Origin of the sequence: Phyllobacterium sp. NPDC097923, assembly GCF_044760925.1 — a bacterium.
Taxonomy (GTDB): Bacteria; Pseudomonadota; Alphaproteobacteria; order Rhizobiales; family Rhizobiaceae; genus Phyllobacterium; species Phyllobacterium calauticae.
Map to the genome: position 1 here is coordinate 1,423,173 of NZ_JBIWBL010000001.1, position 16,411 is coordinate 1,439,583.

12 protein-coding genes and 1 pseudogene are annotated in these 16,411 nt (G+C 61.8%); 7 read left to right on the plus strand and 6 right to left on the minus strand.

The annotated features are described in order from the left end of the window. The first annotated feature begins 264 nt into the window (after positions 1–264). The 7 genes and pseudogenes from ACIQWS_RS07215 (at position 265) to ACIQWS_RS07245 (ending at position 9,194) form a co-directional block, all read left to right on the plus strand. Complete coding sequence (locus tag ACIQWS_RS07215) at positions 265–978, plus strand: ABC transporter permease (RefSeq protein ID WP_223615218.1); 714 nt, start codon at positions 265–267, stop codon at positions 976–978. Then, positions 978–1,817 carry an ABC transporter permease gene (locus tag ACIQWS_RS07220; protein ID WP_403173660.1) on the plus strand — a complete coding sequence of 280 codons (840 nt, stop codon included), beginning with the start codon at positions 978–980 and terminating at the stop codon, positions 1,815–1,817. Before ACIQWS_RS07215 ends, ACIQWS_RS07220 begins: the two co-directional genes overlap by 1 nt. A gap of 194 nt (positions 1,818–2,011) precedes the next feature. Next, positions 2,012–4,018 (plus strand): CocE/NonD family hydrolase, encoded by a 2,007-nt coding sequence (locus tag ACIQWS_RS07225; RefSeq protein ID WP_403177556.1) that lies wholly within the window; start codon positions 2,012–2,014, stop codon positions 4,016–4,018. 121 nt (positions 4,019–4,139) lie between these two features. Next, positions 4,140–5,729 (plus strand): annotated as a pseudogene (locus ACIQWS_RS07230) (ABC transporter substrate-binding protein). Between the two features lie 11 nt (positions 5,730–5,740). Further along, positions 5,741–6,700: an ABC transporter permease gene (locus ACIQWS_RS07235; protein WP_223615068.1), complete on the plus strand. Its 960-nt coding sequence runs from the start codon at positions 5,741–5,743 to the stop codon at positions 6,698–6,700. Between the two features lie 9 nt (positions 6,701–6,709). Further along, complete coding sequence (locus ACIQWS_RS07240; protein WP_288193685.1) at positions 6,710–7,540, plus strand: ABC transporter permease; 831 nt, start codon at positions 6,710–6,712, stop codon at positions 7,538–7,540. Further along, entirely contained in the window at positions 7,533–9,194 is a 1,662-nt protein-coding gene (locus ACIQWS_RS07245) for an ABC transporter ATP-binding protein (RefSeq protein WP_346307279.1), read from the plus strand. The genes ACIQWS_RS07240 and ACIQWS_RS07245 overlap by 8 nt, the downstream gene beginning before the upstream one ends. Before the next feature lie 28 nt (positions 9,195–9,222). Here the strand turns inward: ACIQWS_RS07245 and ACIQWS_RS07250 are convergent, their stop codons facing one another. From ACIQWS_RS07250 to ACIQWS_RS07275, 6 genes are all read right to left on the minus strand, one after another. Beyond that, positions 9,223–10,173 (minus strand): alpha/beta hydrolase, encoded by a 951-nt coding sequence (locus ACIQWS_RS07250; protein WP_403173676.1) that lies wholly within the window; start codon positions 10,171–10,173, stop codon positions 9,223–9,225. Next, the gene (locus tag ACIQWS_RS07255) at positions 10,170–10,952 is read right to left on the minus strand and encodes a carnitinyl-CoA dehydratase (protein WP_403173678.1); all 783 of its coding nucleotides are present in this window, start codon (positions 10,950–10,952) and stop codon (positions 10,170–10,172) included. Before ACIQWS_RS07255 ends, ACIQWS_RS07250 begins: the two co-directional genes overlap by 4 nt. Next, the gene (locus ACIQWS_RS07260) at positions 10,945–13,017 is read right to left on the minus strand and encodes an acetate--CoA ligase family protein (protein WP_403173681.1); all 2,073 of its coding nucleotides are present in this window, start codon (positions 13,015–13,017) and stop codon (positions 10,945–10,947) included. Before ACIQWS_RS07260 ends, ACIQWS_RS07255 begins: the two co-directional genes overlap by 8 nt. 189 nt (positions 13,018–13,206) lie before the next feature. Next, positions 13,207–14,370 (minus strand): acyl-CoA dehydrogenase family protein, encoded by a 1,164-nt coding sequence (locus ACIQWS_RS07265; RefSeq protein ID WP_130269263.1) that lies wholly within the window; start codon positions 14,368–14,370, stop codon positions 13,207–13,209. Positions 14,371–14,373: 3 nt separating this feature from the next. Continuing rightward, entirely contained in the window at positions 14,374–15,435 is a 1,062-nt protein-coding gene (locus tag ACIQWS_RS07270) for a carnitine 3-dehydrogenase (RefSeq protein ID WP_403173685.1), read from the minus strand. A 4-nt stretch (positions 15,436–15,439) separates the two neighbouring features. Continuing rightward, positions 15,440–16,345: a 3-keto-5-aminohexanoate cleavage protein gene (locus tag ACIQWS_RS07275; RefSeq protein ID WP_105732925.1), complete on the minus strand. Its 906-nt coding sequence runs from the start codon at positions 16,343–16,345 to the stop codon at positions 15,440–15,442. Positions 16,346–16,411: the final 66 nt, after the last annotated feature.

A 16,411-nucleotide genomic window follows, 5' to 3' on the forward strand; every position in this document is an offset into this window, starting at 1 on the left:
GCCGCTCACTTGATGGTGGTTCGCGGTACTGGTGCGTGGTTCGACAAGCTCACCATGAGGGAGAGGGGTGCTGTAAGGCTAACCGGAAAGATTGCAATCCGAACGGTCTTGCAGAACTTGGCTCCCTGAAGTCTTCACTCTTCCTCATGGTGAGCTTGTCGAACCACGCACCAGCACCATGGGCCTTGTGAGAACGGTAACGCATTGTTTTGAATCGAGGATCGCTTGGCCGACGCATCGATTGCTCCCGCCGCAATAGCCGGCATGTTCGACCTTCTGTCGCCCAATCCGCCGGGTTGGGGCGGCAACCTCCTGCGCGGTCTGGCGAATTCGCTGCAGATCGCCGTCGGCGCCTTTGGCATGGGATTGCTCATCGGCACGGTCGGCGCCTATGGCAAGCTTTATGGCGGCCCGCTGGTGCGCGACATCGCCGCCATCTACACCACCATCGTGCGCGCCGTGCCGGAACTGGTGCTGATCCTGTTGCTCTATTATGCCGGTACCGACATGATCAACCGCGTGCTGGAAAGCCTTGGCTATCAGCGCGTCGACATCAGCGGACTGGTGGCGGGGATCGTGGTTCTCGGTTTCGTACAGGGCGCCTATGCAACCGAGGTGCTGCGCGGTGCCATCAAGGCCATTCCGCAGGGGGAAATCGAGGCGGCGCGGGCCTATGGCATGTCGCCAGTTCTGATGATGCGCCGCATCACCCTGCCGGCCATGCTGCCACATGCGCTGCCGGGCCTTGCCAATCTCTGGCTGATCTCGACCAAGGATACAGCGCTGCTGGCGGTTGTCGGTTTCAGCGAGTTGACGCTCGTCACCCGGCAGGCGGCGGGCACAACAAAGGCGTATTTCCTGTTCTTCATCGCCGCCGGCATCCTCTACCTCGCCATCACGCTGTTTTCCAATGTCATCCTTGCCAAGGTCGAGCAATGGGCGCGGCGCGGCATGCCTTCCGTCAAGGAGGCGCGGTAATGACCGAGACGCCGCTGGAAACCCCGATCGAGACATTCCCGATCCACAAGGACAGCGACACGAGCGGTCAGGCGCGCACACTGCCGCCGCACCGCATCGTTCTCATCTTCATCGGCCTCGCGCTTGTGGCCTCGGCTATTGTCTTCATGCGCTGGGACTGGCTGCCCAATTACGGCGATCTGATCCTGCAGGGCCTGTGGCGGACGATCTGGATACTGGTCGTCACCGTGATCATCGGTTTTCTGCTGGCGGTTCCGCTTGGGCTGGCACAGGCAGCCGGGCCCGCCGTGGTGGCGGTGCCGGCACGCGTGTTCTGCACGGTGATCCGCGGCACGCCGCTGCTCCTGCAGCTCTGGCTGCTCTATTACGGGCTGGGCTCGTTGTTTCCGCAATATCCGTGGATACGCAGTTCCGAACTCTGGCCTTATCTGCGGCAGGCGTGGCCCTATGCCGTTCTCGCCCTGTCCCTGTCCTATGCGGGCTATGAGGGCGAAGTCATGCGCGGCGCCTTCGCCGGTGTGCCCAAGGGACAGCTCGAATCCGCGCGGGCCTTCGGCATGCGCCGCTTCACGATTTTCCGCCGCATCTGGCTGCCGCAGGCCATTCACCGCGCTCTGCCGACGTTGGCGGGCGAGGCGGTCCTGCAGCTGAAATCCACGCCGCTGGTGGCGACGATTACGGTCGTCGATCTCTACTCCGTGGCCTCGCGCGTCAGGCAGGATACCTACATCACCTATGAGCCGCTTCTGCTGCTGGCGGCCGGGTATCTGGTCATCACCGGCATCATCGTTTTCCTGTTCCGGCGGCTGGAAAAGCTCATACCATCGAGGCTCGGATGAGACTTTTTCATCGTGACGCAAATGACCGCACATATGTCGCAAGTGTTTGGTCCGCTTAGCCGGACAGATGCGCATAGTAGGATAAAAAGGAACACCTCGCAAAAGACGAGAAAATGGGATTGATGTTTTCACCGGGTGTTCTGCCCGGTGTGCGTTATCTGTTTTCAGCTCCGCTGTGAGGACGAAAGATGATAATGCGGACAGTCGAAACATTTCAGCATCAAGTGAAAGAAACCGCCGATCTGGGCATTGTCTTGCCCGATGGCTGCCGCCTGTCGGCCCGGGTCTGGATGCCCGAGGACGCCATGGAAAATCCGGTTCCCGCGATTCTCGAATTTCTGCCCTATCGCAAGCGCGACGGCACGACGGCGCGCGATAATCTCACCCATCCCTATATCGCCGGGCATGGCTATGCCTGCCTGCGCGTCGACATGCGCGGCAACGGCGATTCGGAAGGGCTGATGGAGGATGAATATTCGGTTCAGGAGCTGAACGATGCCTGCGCGGTGATCGAATGGATCGCGGCGCAGCCCTGGTCAACAGGCAAGGTCGGCATGATGGGCATTTCCTGGGGCGGGTTCAATTCATTGCAGGTGGCCGCGCTGCAGCCGGAAGCGCTGAAGGCCATCATCACGCTCTGCTCCACCGACGACCGCTATGCCGATGACATCCATTACAAGGGTGGGCTGCTGCTCAACGAGAATCTGGGATGGGGCGCCACCATGCTCGCCTATTCCTCCCGCTCGCCCGATCCGGCTCTGGTCGGCGACAAGTGGCGCAGCATGTGGCTGGACCGGCTCGATCATGAACCGTTCCTGCCGGCCGTCTGGCTGGCGCACCAGACGCGCGACGCCTATTGGAAGCGCGGCTCGGTCTGCGAGGATTTTTCCGCCATCAAGGCCGCCACGCTGGCCGTGGGCGGCTGGGGCGATGCTTACAAGAACGCGGTGCCGCGCCTGATGGAAGGCATAAAGGCACCGGTCAAAGGCATTGTTGGACCCTGGGTGCACAAATACCCGCATTTTGCCGTGCCGGAACCGCGCATCGGCTTCCTGCAGGAGGCACTGCGCTGGTGGGACCGCTGGCTGAAGGACATCGATACGGACGTCGAGAACGATCCGGCCTATCGCGGCTATCTCATGGATTCGGTCCGTCCCAAGAGCTGGTACACGGAGCGTCCGGGGTACTGGATTGCCGAGCCGCAATGGCCGTCGAAGACCATCCGTAGCGAGGTCCTTCATCTTGGGGCGGACAAGTCGTTGAGCGCCAGACGGGGCGGGGCGTTTTCCCATCTCGTCGCCTCGCCGCAGGATTGCGGCATGATGGGCGGCGAATATTGCGCCATCTGGCTCGGGCCGGAGCTTCCCGGCGACCAGCGCCGCGATGATGCGCTGTCGGTCTGCTATGACGGCGATATCCTGGAAAAAGCGGTCGATATTGTCGGCGCGCCGGACATCAGCCTGACGGTGTCCAGCGACAAGCCTGTTGCCATGGTTGCCGTGCGCCTGTGCGACGTGCATCCCGATGGTGCTTCAACGCGCATCACCTATGGCGTGTTCAACCTGTGCCACCGCGACAGCCATGAAAAACCTCAAGCGCTCACGCCGGGCGAACCGGTAAAAATCCGCTTCAAGCTCGATGATATCGCTTATCGCGTACCTGCCGGGCACCGGCTGCGCATCGCCGTTTCCTCCAGCTATTGGCCGATGGTCTGGCCATCGCCGGAAGCGGTCAGCCTGACGCTGCATGCGGGCGCGCTCGACCTGCCGTCGCGCGATCTCGCCACCGGCGATGAATGGACCTTTCCCGAGCCCGAGGCCGCGTCGCCCTGGCAGCTCGACATCCTGCGCAAGGGCACGAACAGCCGCCGGATCGAACATGATCAGGTCAGCGGCAGGATCATCCTGTCGATCGAGGATGATTTTGGCGAAGCCAGGGACAAGGAACATGGGCTCGTCCACGGCAGCGTGGCGCGCGAACGCTGGGAAATCCATGCGGACGATCCGCTGTCCGCCTATGGCGAGACGCATTGGACGGAACTGTCCGGCCGCGACGAATGGCGCGTCCGCACGGAAACGTTCACCACGATGCGGTCGGACAAGGCCAATTTTCATCTGACCGGCCGGATCGAAGCCTACGAAAATGACGAACTGGTTTTCGAGCGGAATTTCGCCGAGACGATCGCGCGTCAATACATCTGATTGCTGGAGGAGAACGTTAGACAATCACGTTAACGGTTGAAATTTACGGGTATCAAGTCGCATAATTCACAAAAACCGAATTTGGACGCCATGCGTTCCAAGCAACAAAAGGGGAATGGGTATGTCAAGAGAACTCGATTATCTGAGCCGCAAGGTCGCCCGCGGACATCTGTCGCGGCGTGACTTTCTCGGCCGTGCAGCAGCCCTCGGTGTCACCACCGTTTTTGCCAATTCACTTCTGTCCAGTGCGGCCCTCGCGGAAGGCCCGGTCAAGGGTGGCACGCTGAAAGCCGGCATGCAGGGCGGTGCCTCGACCGACAGCATGGATCCCGCGACATGGCAGAGCCAGGTGCCGTACAAGTTCGGCCGCCAGTGGGGCGAGCAGCTTGTCGAAATCTAGCCGGACGGCACGCTCAATCCAAAACTGGCAACCGAATGGGGATCAACCCCCGACGCCAAGGTCTGGACCTTCAAGATCCGCAAGGGCGTGCAGTTCCACAACGGCAAGGACATGACGGCCGATGACGTCGTGGCCACGATGGAGCGCCACTCCGACGCCAATTCGAAGTCCGGCGCCCTCGGCGTCATGAAGGGCATCGAAAGCGTGAAGAAAGACGGCGATACCGTTGTTTTCACATTGAAAGAAGCCAATGCCGACCTGCCGTTCCTGATGGATGACTACCATCTGATGATCCAGCCGAACGGCGGCAAGGACAAGCCCACTGCCGGTATCGGCACCGGACCGTACAAGGTGGTCAAGGACGAGCCGGGCGTACGGCACATCGGCGAAAAATTCGCCAACTACTGGGATGGCGACAAGCGCGGCCATGCGGCGCAGATCGAAATCATCGTCATCAACGATGCCACCGCCCGCACGGCTGCCCTGCAGTCCGGCCAGGTGCACATGATCAACCGCGTCGAGCCGAAGATCGTCGATCTGGTCAAGCGCGTGCCGGGTGTGACCATCCAGAACGCGGCAGGCAAGGGACACTACGTCTTCATCGCCCATTGCAACACGGCGCCGTTCAACAACAACGACCTGCGTCTGGCGCTGAAATACGCCATGAACCGCGAAGACATGGTGCAGAAGATCCTGCGCGGCTATGGCACCATCGGCAATGATTTCCCGATCAACAAGGCCTATCCGTTGTTCTCGGACGATATCGAGCAGCGCGCCTACGATCCCGACAAGGCGGCTTTCCACTTCAAGAAATCCGGCCATGACGGCGCCATACTGCTGCGCACCTCCGATGTTGCCTTCCCCGGCGCCATCGATGCGGCCCAGCTCTACCAGCAGAGCGCGGCCAAGGCCGGCATCAAGATCGAGGTCAAGCGTGAACCGGGCGATGGCTACTGGTCGGAAGTCTGGAACAAGCAGCCGTTCTCGACATCCTATTGGGGCGGCCGTCCGACACAGGACCAGATGTATTCGACCGCCTATCTGTCCACCGCCGACTGGAACGACACGCGTTTCTTCAATGAAAAGTTCGACAAGACATTGATTGCAGCGCGCGCCGAACTTGATCCCGTCAAGCGCAAGCAGATGTACCGTGACATGTCGGTCACGGTGCGCGACGAGGGCGGTGTCATCGTGCCGATGTTCAACGACTTCATCGACGCCACCAGCGCCAAGGTTGGCGGCTGGGTGAAGGACGGCAATCAGGAAATGAGTGGCGGCTATGCCTTGTCCCGCTGCTGGCTGAACGCCTAAGGCCGGGGCGAATGAGCGGTCCCGTCCTCAAACTGGTGGCCCAGCGCATTGCGATGGGCCTTCTCCTTCTCCTTGCCGTCTCGGTGCTGATTTTTGCAGGCACCCAGATATTGCCGGGAGACGTGGCGCAATCCATTCTCGGCCAGTCGGCCACACCGGAGGCATTGGAAAACCTGCGGCGTGACATGGGGCTGAACGATCCGGCCTATATCCGCTACCTGCATTGGCTCGGCGGCATATTGACCGGTGATCTCGGCACGGCGCTTTCCAGTGGGCAGGACATCGCATCGTCGCTCAAGGGGAGGTTGTGGAACACGTTGTTCCTCGCCTTCTGGGCGGCGGTGGTTTCCATTCCGCTCGCCATCGGACTGGGTTTGCTGGCCGTGCGCTACCGCAACGGCTGGGTGGACAAGATCATCTCCGGCCTCGGCCTCGCATCGACGTCGTTGCCGGAGTTCTTTACCGGTTATCTTCTGATCTACTTCGTCGCCGTGCGCCTGCAATGGTTTCCGAGCGTCTCGACCGTCTATGACGGCATGCCGCTTGGCGAAAGGCTGAGCGCCATCGCCCTGCCGGTGACGGTGCTGACGCTCGTCGTTCTCGCGCATATGATGCGCATGACCCGGGCGGCCATTCTCAACGTCATGCAGTCGGCCTATATCGAAACGGCTGAGCTGAAGGGGCTGACGCCGTTCCAGATCATCGCCCGCCATGCGTTCCCCAACGCCATTGCCCCGATCATCAATGTGGTGATGCTCAACCTGGCCTTCCTTGTCGTCGGTGTCGTCGTGGTCGAGGTGATCTTCGTCTATCCCGGCATGGGGCAGTATCTGGTCGACCACGTGGCCAAGCGCGACGTGCCGGTCGTGCAGGCCTGCGGACTGGTGTTCGCGGCTGTTTACATCACCCTCAACATCATTGCTGATATCGTGGCGATTGTTTCCAATCCCCGCCTCAGACATCCCAAGTGAGGCCGCGCCATGCTGAATGTTAAGAACATCCCCATCAGCGCCTGGATCGGCCTGATCATCACGGCGGTCTTCCTGTTCGCGGCCATCTTTGCGCCGTGGGTTGCGCCTTATTCCGTCGGCGAAACCGTTGGCGATGTGTGGGAGCCCATGTCGGCGAAATACTGGCTCGGCACGGACAATCTCGGCCGCGACCTGCTTTCCCGCATGATCTACGGCGCGCGCATCACCATCTTCATCGCCGCCATGGCGACGGCGCTGTCCTTCATTCTCGGCTCGGTGCTGGGTTTTGCCGCCGCCGTCATCGGCGGCTGGTTCGACCAGCTGATGTCGCGTTTCGTCGATCTGATCATGGCGATCCCGACGCTGATCTTCGCGCTTGTGGTGCTGTCGGTCCTGCCCGGCAATGTCACCACGCTGATCCTCGTCATGGGCCTGCTCGATGCCACGCGCGTCTACCGGCTGGCGCGGGCTGTGGCGGTCGACATCAATGTCATGGATTTCGTCGAGGCGGCAAAGCTGCGCGGCGAGGGGCGTATCTGGATCATTTTCCGCGAGATACTGCCCAACGCCCTGACCCCGCTGGTTGCCGAACTTGGCCTGCGTTTCATCTTTGCCGTGCTGTTCCTGTCGGCGCTGTCCTTCCTCGGCCTCGGCGTTCAGCCGCCGGATGCGGACTGGGGCGGCATGGTCAAGGAAAACAAGGAAGGCATCGTCTTCGGCATCCCGGCCGCGCTGATCCCGGCGGCCGCCATTGCGATCCTCGCCATCTCGGTCAATCTCGTCGCCGACTGGATTCTCAACCGGACCACCAGCCTGAAGGGAGGACGTGGCAATGGCTAAAGCGCCTGCGAAGGACAAGACCGGCCTGCTTCTCGACATCCGCAATCTGCGGATCGAGGCCACCAGCTATCCGCCCGGCGAAGCGCCGCGCAATGTGGTGATCGTCGACAATGTCTCGGTAAAGGTTGAACGCGGCAAGGTGCTCGGCCTGATCGGCGAATCCGGTGCCGGCAAATCCACCATCGGCCTGTCCGGCATGGGATTTGGCCGCGGCGGCGTGCGCATCACCGGCGGCGAGGTATTGCTCAATGGACGCGACATTCTCAAAGGCGGTGCGACCATCCTGCGGCAAATCCGCGGGCGTGAGGTCTGCTATGTCGCGCAGTCCGCCGCCGCTGCCTTCAATCCGGCGCGCAAGCTGATGGACCAGGTGGTTGAAGCGGCGCTGCAGCACAGGATCGCCACGCGCGCCGAGGCGGAAAAACGCGCCGTCGGCCTGTTCAAGAAGCTCGGTCTGCCCAACCCTGAAACCTTCGGGCAGCGCTTTCCGCATCAGGTCTCGGGCGGGCAATTGCAGCGGGCCATGACCGCCATGGCACTGTGTTCCGAGCCGGATCTGATCGTGTTCGACGAACCGACAACGGCGCTCGACGTGACTACGCAGATCGATGTGCTTGCCTCGATCAAGGATGCCATCCGCGACACCAACGTAGCCGCGCTCTACATTACTCACGATCTGGCCGTGGTGGCGCAGGTGGCCGACGACATCATGGTGCTGCGCCACGGCAAGATGGTGGAATATGGCGATACGCGCCAGATCATCAAGGAACCGCGCGAGGACTATACACGCCAGCTGGTGTCGGTGCATCACATCCCGCATCAGGAAAAGACGAGCGCTGACACACCCATCCTGTCGGTGCAGAACATCACCGCGGCCTATGGCGGCGGGCTGGTCAAGGTATTGAAGAACGTCTCCGTGGATCTGCATCTCGGCCAGACACTGGCGGTTGTCGGCGAATCCGGCTCGGGCAAATCCACGCTGGCGCGTGCCATCACCGGTCTGCTGCCGCCGATGGAAGGCACGATCACCTTTGACGGGCGCACGCTTTCGCCGCGCCTTGCCAACCGCACGCGCAACGATCTGCGTGAGTTGCAGATGATCTACCAGATGGCCGACGTGGCGATGAACCCGCGCCAGACCATCGGCACGATCATCGGCCGTCCGCTCGAATTCTATTTCGGCATGCGCGGCAAGGAGCGCGACGCACGCATTGCCGAACTGCTCGACAAGATCGAGATGGGCAAAGGCTTTGCCGACCGCTACCCCGCCGAACTGTCCGGCGGACAGAAGCAGCGCGTCTGCATCGCCCGGGCACTCGCCGCCAAGCCGAAACTGATCATCTGCGACGAGGTGACCAGCGCGCTCGATCCGCTTGTCGCCGACGGTATCCTGAAACTGCTGCTCGATCTGCAGGCGGACGAACATGTCGCCTATCTCTTCATCACCCACGATCTTGCGACGGTGAAATCCATCGCCGACGCCATCGCCGTGATGTATCGCGGCGAGGTGGTGCGCTACGGTCCGAAAACGCAGGTGCTGAAGCCGCCCTTCGATGCCTATACCGACCTGTTGCTGTCATCGGTTCCGGAAATGGAGCTGGGCTGGCTGGAAGGTGCGGTCAAGAACCGGCGCATGGCAAGCGCCGGGAATTGATCTGCGTCACAAAACTGCAAAATCGGGTTTAAAGCTGGCCCGGCCAGCGCCCCTGACCCAGCAGATGCACGGCGGTGCAGATGCGGCGGAAACTGGAGCGCGCGCGCGTAACACTGTGGCGGGCACGCAGATAGCCGTGCACGAGGCCGGGCTCATTGTTCCAGATCGCCTTGCCGCCCGCCGCTGTGACGCGCTGACAATACTGCCTGCCATCGTCGGAAAGCGGATCGCATTCGGCCGAGATCACGACGGTATCGGGCAGATTAGAAAAATCCGTATCGGCCAGCGGGGCAAAGCGCGGGTCGGTCGACCAGTCGCGGCCGCCGCTTCGGATTTTCGCATAATAGGCGGTATCGCGCGTCGTCAGCATCGGTGCTTCCGCATGGGTGAGGTAAGACCCCTGGTCCTGCGCGCCGCCCAGTCCCGGATAGATCATGACCTGGCCGATCGGCGCGCGATCACCATGGCGCACATGGTGCGACACGGCTGCCACCAGATTGCCGCCGGCGCTGTCACCGCACAGGACAATCGGCAGGCTGGATGTTGCCGCCACGTGTTCGAATGCCGCAAGGCAATCCTCGAAGGCGGCGGGATGCGCGTGTTCCGGCGCAAGGCGATAGTCGACCGCGATGACGTGAAAGCCGGTGGCCTCGCAAATCTCGGCGCAGACATCGTCATGACTGTCGAGACCGCCGACGACAAAACCGCCACCGTGGAAATAGAGGCATACCGCTTCCGGATTGCTACCTGCCTTGTCGTAGAGACGCACCGGAATCGTGCCGCCATCGGCCTCGATGAAACGATCCATTGCCGAGATGCCCGCAGGGTAGCCGGCAAAGAAGGCCTTGCACATGGTGTTGTAGACGTCGCGCTGCTGCGCGACGGTATAGTCGACGGCATCGGGCGGATAAAAGCTGTTCGTCCGCTCGATGAAGGCCCAGGTTTCCGCGTCGATCAGGACTGAATAATCCGTGCTCATCTGCCCTTCCATACGGGATCGCGTTTTTCGGCAAAGGCTTTGAATCCTTCCTGACCGTCTTCCGAAGCATAAAGCATGTCAACCGTGCGGAATTTGCGCTTGGTGATCCAGTTCATCGCGTCCTGGAAGCTCATGTCTTCCGCTTCGCGCGCCACTTCCTTGATGGCGGCGAACACCAGCGGCGGGCCGCTTTCCAGAAGCCGGGCGATTTCCCACACCCGTTCCATCAGCTTGTCCTTGGGCAGGACCTCATTGACGAGCCCCCAGCGGTGCGCCTCGGCGACATCCATCCAGCGGCCGGTCAGAAGCAGGTCCATGGCGACGTGGTAGGGAATGCGCTTGGGTAGTTTCACCGTTGCGGCATCGGCCAGCGTGCCCGCGCGAATCTCAGGCAGGGCAAAGCTCGAATGGTCGGAGGCATAGATGAGGTCGCAGGAGAGGGCGAGTTCGAACCCGCCGCCCACCGCCATGCCGTTGACCGCGGCAATGACAGGTTTGTTGAAATCGCGCATTTCCTGCAGCCCGCCGAAACCGCCGACGCCGTAATCGCCGTCCACGGCATCGCCGCCTGCGGCGGCCTTGAGGTCCCAGCCGGCGCAGAAGAACTTGTCGCCTTCAGTCTGCACAATCGCGACCCGAAGCTCCGGATCGTCACGGAACTTTTGAAACGTTTCACCGAGCAGGCGGCTGGTCTTCAGGTCGATGGCATTGGCCTTCGGACGGTCCAGCGTGACTTCAAGAATACCGCCCTCGCGGCGCGTCCTGACAACATCATTCATGCAGCTCTCCCCTGGTGATCAACAAAGCATCGGCGATCCATGCGCCTTGGCCGCTGCGGCATACAAGCAGCGGATTGATATCGAGTTCAACGATCCGGCCGGCATTCTTGACCGCAAATCCGGCAATGCCAAGGATGGCGTCCAGCGCCGCATCCAGATCAGCCTTCGGCTTGCCGCGATAACCGTCGAGCAGCGGAAACATGCGCAGGGAGCGAAGGGCGGCTTCGATCTGCGCACGGCTGGAGGGCAGCAGCAGCGTGACACTGTCCTGCAGCAGTTCCACCAGCACGCCGCCGGTTCCGAGGGTCATCAGCGGCCCGAACTGCGGATCATCGACAATGCCGACGATCAGTTCCGCAACGGCGTCGGTCACCATGCGCTCGACATAGAGGCCGCTGCCGATGGCAATCAGGTCGGTTGCCGCTGCGCGCACGGTGTCCGTATCGCGCAGATTGAGCCGCACGGCATTGTGCTCGGATTTGTGCGCAACGCCGAGCGCCTTGAGCGCAACCGGGAATGTCAGGTCCTCCGCAGCCGCAATCGCGGCGTCGACCGTCTGGCAGCGCCAGCCCAAGGGCACGGGCAGGCCATGCTTCGCCAGAAGAGCCTTTGCGGCGGCTTCGTCGGGCGCCTGTTCGTCCGTGCCACGGATTTCCGGGGAGACGACCGGCTGAGCAAGGGGTGTCTTCCATGCCTTGCCGATGAAGGCGGCGGCCTCGGCCGCGTCGAATGCTTCGGCGATGCCGCAGAGCGGTGCAATGCCCTGCGCCATCAGCCCGGCCATGTACGCCTCCGGGATATTTTCCGGCAGCGAGGCGACGATGGCGCCCTTGGCCCTGTTGGTTTTGAGGGCCGATTCAAGGCCGCGCACCGTCGACCACCAGTCGACATCGGAACAGCGGTCCTTGCGCGGAAAATCGAGCACGAGACAGCTCAGGGCAAAACCGCCGGATACCATGGCCGTGAAAGTCTCGGTCAGCGCCGGTTCGTTGTTCCAGATGAACGTGTGGTAATCCAGCGGGTTGGCGACGGCGACCAGCGGCCCCAGCGTGGATTTGACCTTGGCGCGATGCTCCGGTGTGAGCGGTGGAAAGTGGATGCTTCGCCCCTCGGCACTGTCGGCCATGACGGAGGCTTCGCCGCCGGAACAGCTCATGGAACACAGCGTATCGCCATCGAGCGGCCCGTGCACATGCAGCAGTTTCAAGGTTTCGAGGAACGAGGCGATGGAATTGACGCGGGCAATGCCGAGCCGCTTCAGGAATGCATCCGACGCCGCATCCGATCCGGCCAGCGAGGCCGTGTGCGACACCGTGGCGGCGCGCGCCTGCGCGGAGCGTCCGACCTTCATGGCAACGATGGGCTTGTTCAGTTCCCGCGCCCGTTTTGCCAAAGCTTCGAATTTCGCCGCCGACTGGAACGCCTCGATGTGCAGGCCCAGCGCCGTGACCCGTTCATCCTCAAGCAGGGCAATGGCCATGTCAGGCAGGCCGGTCTGCGCCTGATTGCCTGCCGTCATCACGTGAGCAATCGGCAATCCGCGCGTCTGCATGGTCATGTTGATGGCAATGTTGGACGATTGCGTGATGATGGCGACACCGCGCTCATCGGCGGCGAGCCTGCGCCCGCCATGCTGATCCGGCCAGAGCAGGGCGCCATCGCAGTAGTTGATCAGGCCATAGCAGTTCGGACCGATAATGGGCATGTCGCCCGCCGCCGCGATCAGTTCATCCTGCAGGCGTGCGCCATCCGCGTCGTCGGCGCCAGCTTCAAGAAACCCAGAGGCGTAGCAGACGGCAACACCCGCGCCGCGTTCGCGCAACTGCCTGACGATATCGAGGGTCAGAAAGCGGTTGACGCCGACAAAGGCAGCGTCGGGACTGCCGGGAAGATCCGCAACGGAGCGGTAGGCCTTGAGGCCAAGCACTTCGTCATGTTTCGGGTGGACCGGCCATATCTCGCCGGAGAACCCCATTTTCTGCGATTGCTTGATGACTTCGGCGGCCTGAAGGCCACCGAAGACAGCGATGGTTTTGGGACGGAGCAGACGGTCGAGTGCGCGCATGTGTCAGACACCCCCCTCTGTCCTGCCGGACATCTCCCCCACAAGGGGGGAGATCAGCCAGCATTGCCGTTTCTGCGAAATTTGAAACGTTTCCTGTTGTGCAAAAGCATTCATGCCAATGTGATCTCCCCCCTTGTGGGGGAGATGGGCGGCAGCCCTGAGGGGGGTACAACCTGACCGCATAATCACTTACGCTCCGTGCGGGCGAAGCAGGGCGCGCGAGATGATATGCCGCTGGATTTCGGATGTGCCTTCCCAGATGCGTTCGACGCGTGCGTCGCGCCAGATGCGCTCAAGCGGCAGGTCGTCCATCAGCCCCATGCCGCCGTGAATCTGGATCGCCTCATCGGCGACGAAGGCGAGCATTTCCGTGGCCTTCAGCTTGGCCATGGCCATGTCCTGATCGGTGACGGTACCCTGATCGAACTTCCAGCCCGCCTCGAAGGTCAGGAGATCGGCGGCCTTCAGCTCCGTTGCCATGTCGGCGAGTTTGAACGAGACGCCCTGGAACTTGCCGATCTGCTGGCCGAACTGTTCGCGCTGCGCCGCATATTCGATGGCATGGCCAAGCGCCCGTTCCGCCCGGCCGAGACAGGTGGCCGCGACCTGCAGCCGTGTGGCACCGAGCCAGGTATTGGCAACCTCAAATCCCTTGTGAACCTCGCCAAGAATGGCATCGGCAGGCAGCCGGCAATCGTCGAATTCGACGATGGCATTGGTGTAACCCCGGTGCGAGACGTTGCGATACCCCTCACGGATCGTCATGCCAGGATGGCCCTTGTCGACGAAGAAGGCGGTGATTTTCTTCTTCTTGCCGCGCGGCGTGTCTTCCTCACCGGACGCCACGAAGAGGATGACGAAATCCGCTTCCAGCGCGTGGCTGATGAAATGCTTGGTGCCGTTGACGACCCAGTCACCGCCCTTTTCCACGGCCGTCGCCTTCATGCCGCGCAGGTCGGAACCGGCGCCCGGTTCCGTCATGGCGAGGCAATCGGACTTTTCGCCGCGAATGCAGGGATAGAGGTATTTTTCCTTCTGCGCGTCGGTACCGGCGAGCAGGATGTTGGACGGACGCCCGACGCAGGACCAGTGCAGCGCATAATTGGCGCGGCCAAGCTCCTTTTCATACAGCAGCCACGTCACGGTATCGAGACCGGCACCGCCGACGGATTCCGGCATGTTCGCCGCATAAAGACCGGCTGCTATCGCCTTCTGCTTGAGTTCGTCCGCAAGCTCCTTGCGCAGGACTCCCGTGCGCTCCACTTCCGCCTCATGCGGATAGAGCTCGTTTTCGACAAAGGCCCGCGTCGTCTCGACAATCAGCCTTTGCTCCTCCGAAAGACCGAAATCCATGATTTAAGCCTTCTTCTTGGGTTTGGTGGATTTGGCCTTTTCAGCCGCCTTGGAGACCGCAGGCTTCTGTGCCAGTTTCGACAACTGCTTGGTGTAATCCTTGTAGAGCGCACCGGCACCCCAGCCCTTGCCCTTGTTCTGGCGCGAAAGGGCATCCATGATCGCGACGAGATTGTCGTCGCGGATGCGTTCCAGCTCGCGGATGGACAGGCCATGCGCCTGTTCATCGGACTGTGCGGCGATCTTGTCGACGAGTTCATCGGTGAGTTCGGGTACGTCCATCAGCTTGGTCCACGGCCAGGAAAGGCAGGGGCCGAACTGGGCCATGAAGTGGCGCATGCCGGCTTCGCCGCCCGCCACGCGATAGACCTGGAACATGCCCATCTGCGCCCAGCGGATGCCGAAGGAATAGCGCATGATATCGTCGAGTTCCTCGACGGTGGTGATGTCGTCCTTGATCAGCCACAGCGCTTCGCGCCAGACGGCTTCGAGCAGGCGATCGCCGACAAAGGCTTCGATTTCCTTGCGGATGACCACCGGCTTCATGCCGATGGAGGCATAGAGTTCCCGCGCGGTTTCGATGGCTTCCGGCGAGGTCAGCTTGCCGCCGACGATTTCAACCAGTGGCAGGAGATAGACCGGATTGTAGGGATGGCCGACGACGAGGCGCTCGGGATGCTGCATCGATGTCTGCATGTCCGACGGCAGGATGCCTGACGTGGACGAGCCAATGATGGCATCGACCGCCGCATGCTTGTCGATCTCCGCCAGCACCTTGTGCTTGAGGTCGAGGCGTTCCGGCACGCTTTCCTGGATGAAATTGGCACCGGCAACAGCCTCGGCGATTGTCTTGGCGAAGGTGAGTTTACCCTCTTGCGGCAGGCCGCCGGGCACCATGGTCTTGTAGGCGCGGCGTGAATTCTTCATCACCTCGCTGACCTTGCGTTCCGCCTCCGGGTCCGGATCGAAGATCGAGACGTCGATGCCGTTGAGAATGAGACGGGCAACCCAGCCCGCACCGATGACGCCGCCGCCGACGGCTGCCGCTTTGCGAATGACGCTCATGATCTCACCAGCCCTTTGTCAGTTTCATGCGGGCCCGAACCTCGTCCGGTCCCAGAATGCGGGCGCCGATGCCCTCGGCGACCTTCACGGCCCGTTCGACCAGCTGGCCGTTGGTGGCAAGGACGCCCTTGTCGAGCCAGATATTGTCTTCGAGGCCGACGCGGATATTACCGCCGGCGAGCATGGCCATGGCGGCATAGGGCAGCTGGTTGCGGCCGATGGAGAAGGCCGAAAACGTCCAGTTGGCGGGCAGGTTGTTGGTCAGCGCCAAAAGCGTATTGATATCGTCGGGCGCACCCCACGGAATGCCCATGCAGAGCTGCACCATGACCGGGTCTTCCAGAAGCTTCTGGTCATAGAGCCATTTGGCCAGCAGCAGGTGGCCGGTATCGAAAATCTCGACTTCCGGGCGCACGCCAAGCGCCTTGATCTGCGCCGCCATGTCTTTCAGCATGGCAGGCGTGTTGGTCATGACGTAATCGCCTTCGCCGAAATTCATCGTGCCGCAATCGAGCGTGCAGATTTCCGGGCGCAGCTTGGCCACGTGCACGAGCCGTTCGGTGGCGCCGACCATATCGGTTCCAACAGGTGAGGGCGGCATCGGCTGTTCGGTGCTGCCGAGCGTCAGGTCGCCGCCCATGCCGGCGGTCAGGTTCAGCACCATGTCGACGCCCGATGCCTTGATCAGCTCGACCACTTCCGCATAGAGCGCGACATCGCGCGATCCTTTGCCGGTTTTCGGATCGCGCACATGGATATGCGCCACCGCGGCACCGGCATTGGCGGCGGAAATGCATTCGTCGGCGATCTGCCGCGGGGTGACCGGAACCTTGTCGGACCGGCCTGTCGTGTCGCCAGCGCCAGTGACGGCACAGGTGATGAATACGTCGCGATTGGGGGTGAGTCCCATTGCTTTGCTCCCATTTTTTCGTTGGGCAAATCATGCAGCTGTTGCAAATGCATGCTTTGCAATATA

Excerpts from the sequence above, each read along its gene's own strand:
- ACIQWS_RS07220 (WP_403173660.1), top strand. The coding sequence starts at position 978 with ATGACCGAGACGCCGCTGGAAACCCCGATCGAGACATTCCCGATCCAC.
- ACIQWS_RS07260 (WP_403173681.1), bottom strand. The coding sequence starts at position 13,017 with ATGCGCGCACTCGACCGTCTGCTCCGTCCCAAAACCATCGCTGTCTTC.
- ACIQWS_RS07275 (WP_105732925.1), bottom strand. The coding sequence starts at position 16,345 with ATGGGACTCACCCCCAATCGCGACGTATTCATCACCTGTGCCGTCACT.
- ACIQWS_RS07265 (WP_130269263.1), bottom strand. The coding sequence starts at position 14,370 with ATGGATTTCGGTCTTTCGGAGGAGCAAAGGCTGATTGTCGAGACGACG.
- ACIQWS_RS07255 (WP_403173678.1), bottom strand. The coding sequence starts at position 10,952 with ATGAATGATGTTGTCAGGACGCGCCGCGAGGGCGGTATTCTTGAAGTC.
- ACIQWS_RS07270 (WP_403173685.1), bottom strand. The coding sequence starts at position 15,435 with ATGAGCGTCATTCGCAAAGCGGCAGCCGTCGGCGGCGGCGTCATCGGT.
- ACIQWS_RS07215 (WP_223615218.1), top strand. The coding sequence starts at position 265 with ATGTTCGACCTTCTGTCGCCCAATCCGCCGGGTTGGGGCGGCAACCTC.
- ACIQWS_RS07250 (WP_403173676.1), bottom strand. The coding sequence starts at position 10,173 with ATGAGCACGGATTATTCAGTCCTGATCGACGCGGAAACCTGGGCCTTC.
- ACIQWS_RS07235 (WP_223615068.1), top strand. The coding sequence starts at position 5,741 with ATGAGCGGTCCCGTCCTCAAACTGGTGGCCCAGCGCATTGCGATGGGC.
- ACIQWS_RS07225 (WP_403177556.1), top strand. The coding sequence starts at position 2,012 with ATGCGGACAGTCGAAACATTTCAGCATCAAGTGAAAGAAACCGCCGAT.
- ACIQWS_RS07245 (WP_346307279.1), top strand. The coding sequence starts at position 7,533 with ATGGCTAAAGCGCCTGCGAAGGACAAGACCGGCCTGCTTCTCGACATC.
- ACIQWS_RS07240 (WP_288193685.1), top strand. The coding sequence starts at position 6,710 with ATGCTGAATGTTAAGAACATCCCCATCAGCGCCTGGATCGGCCTGATC.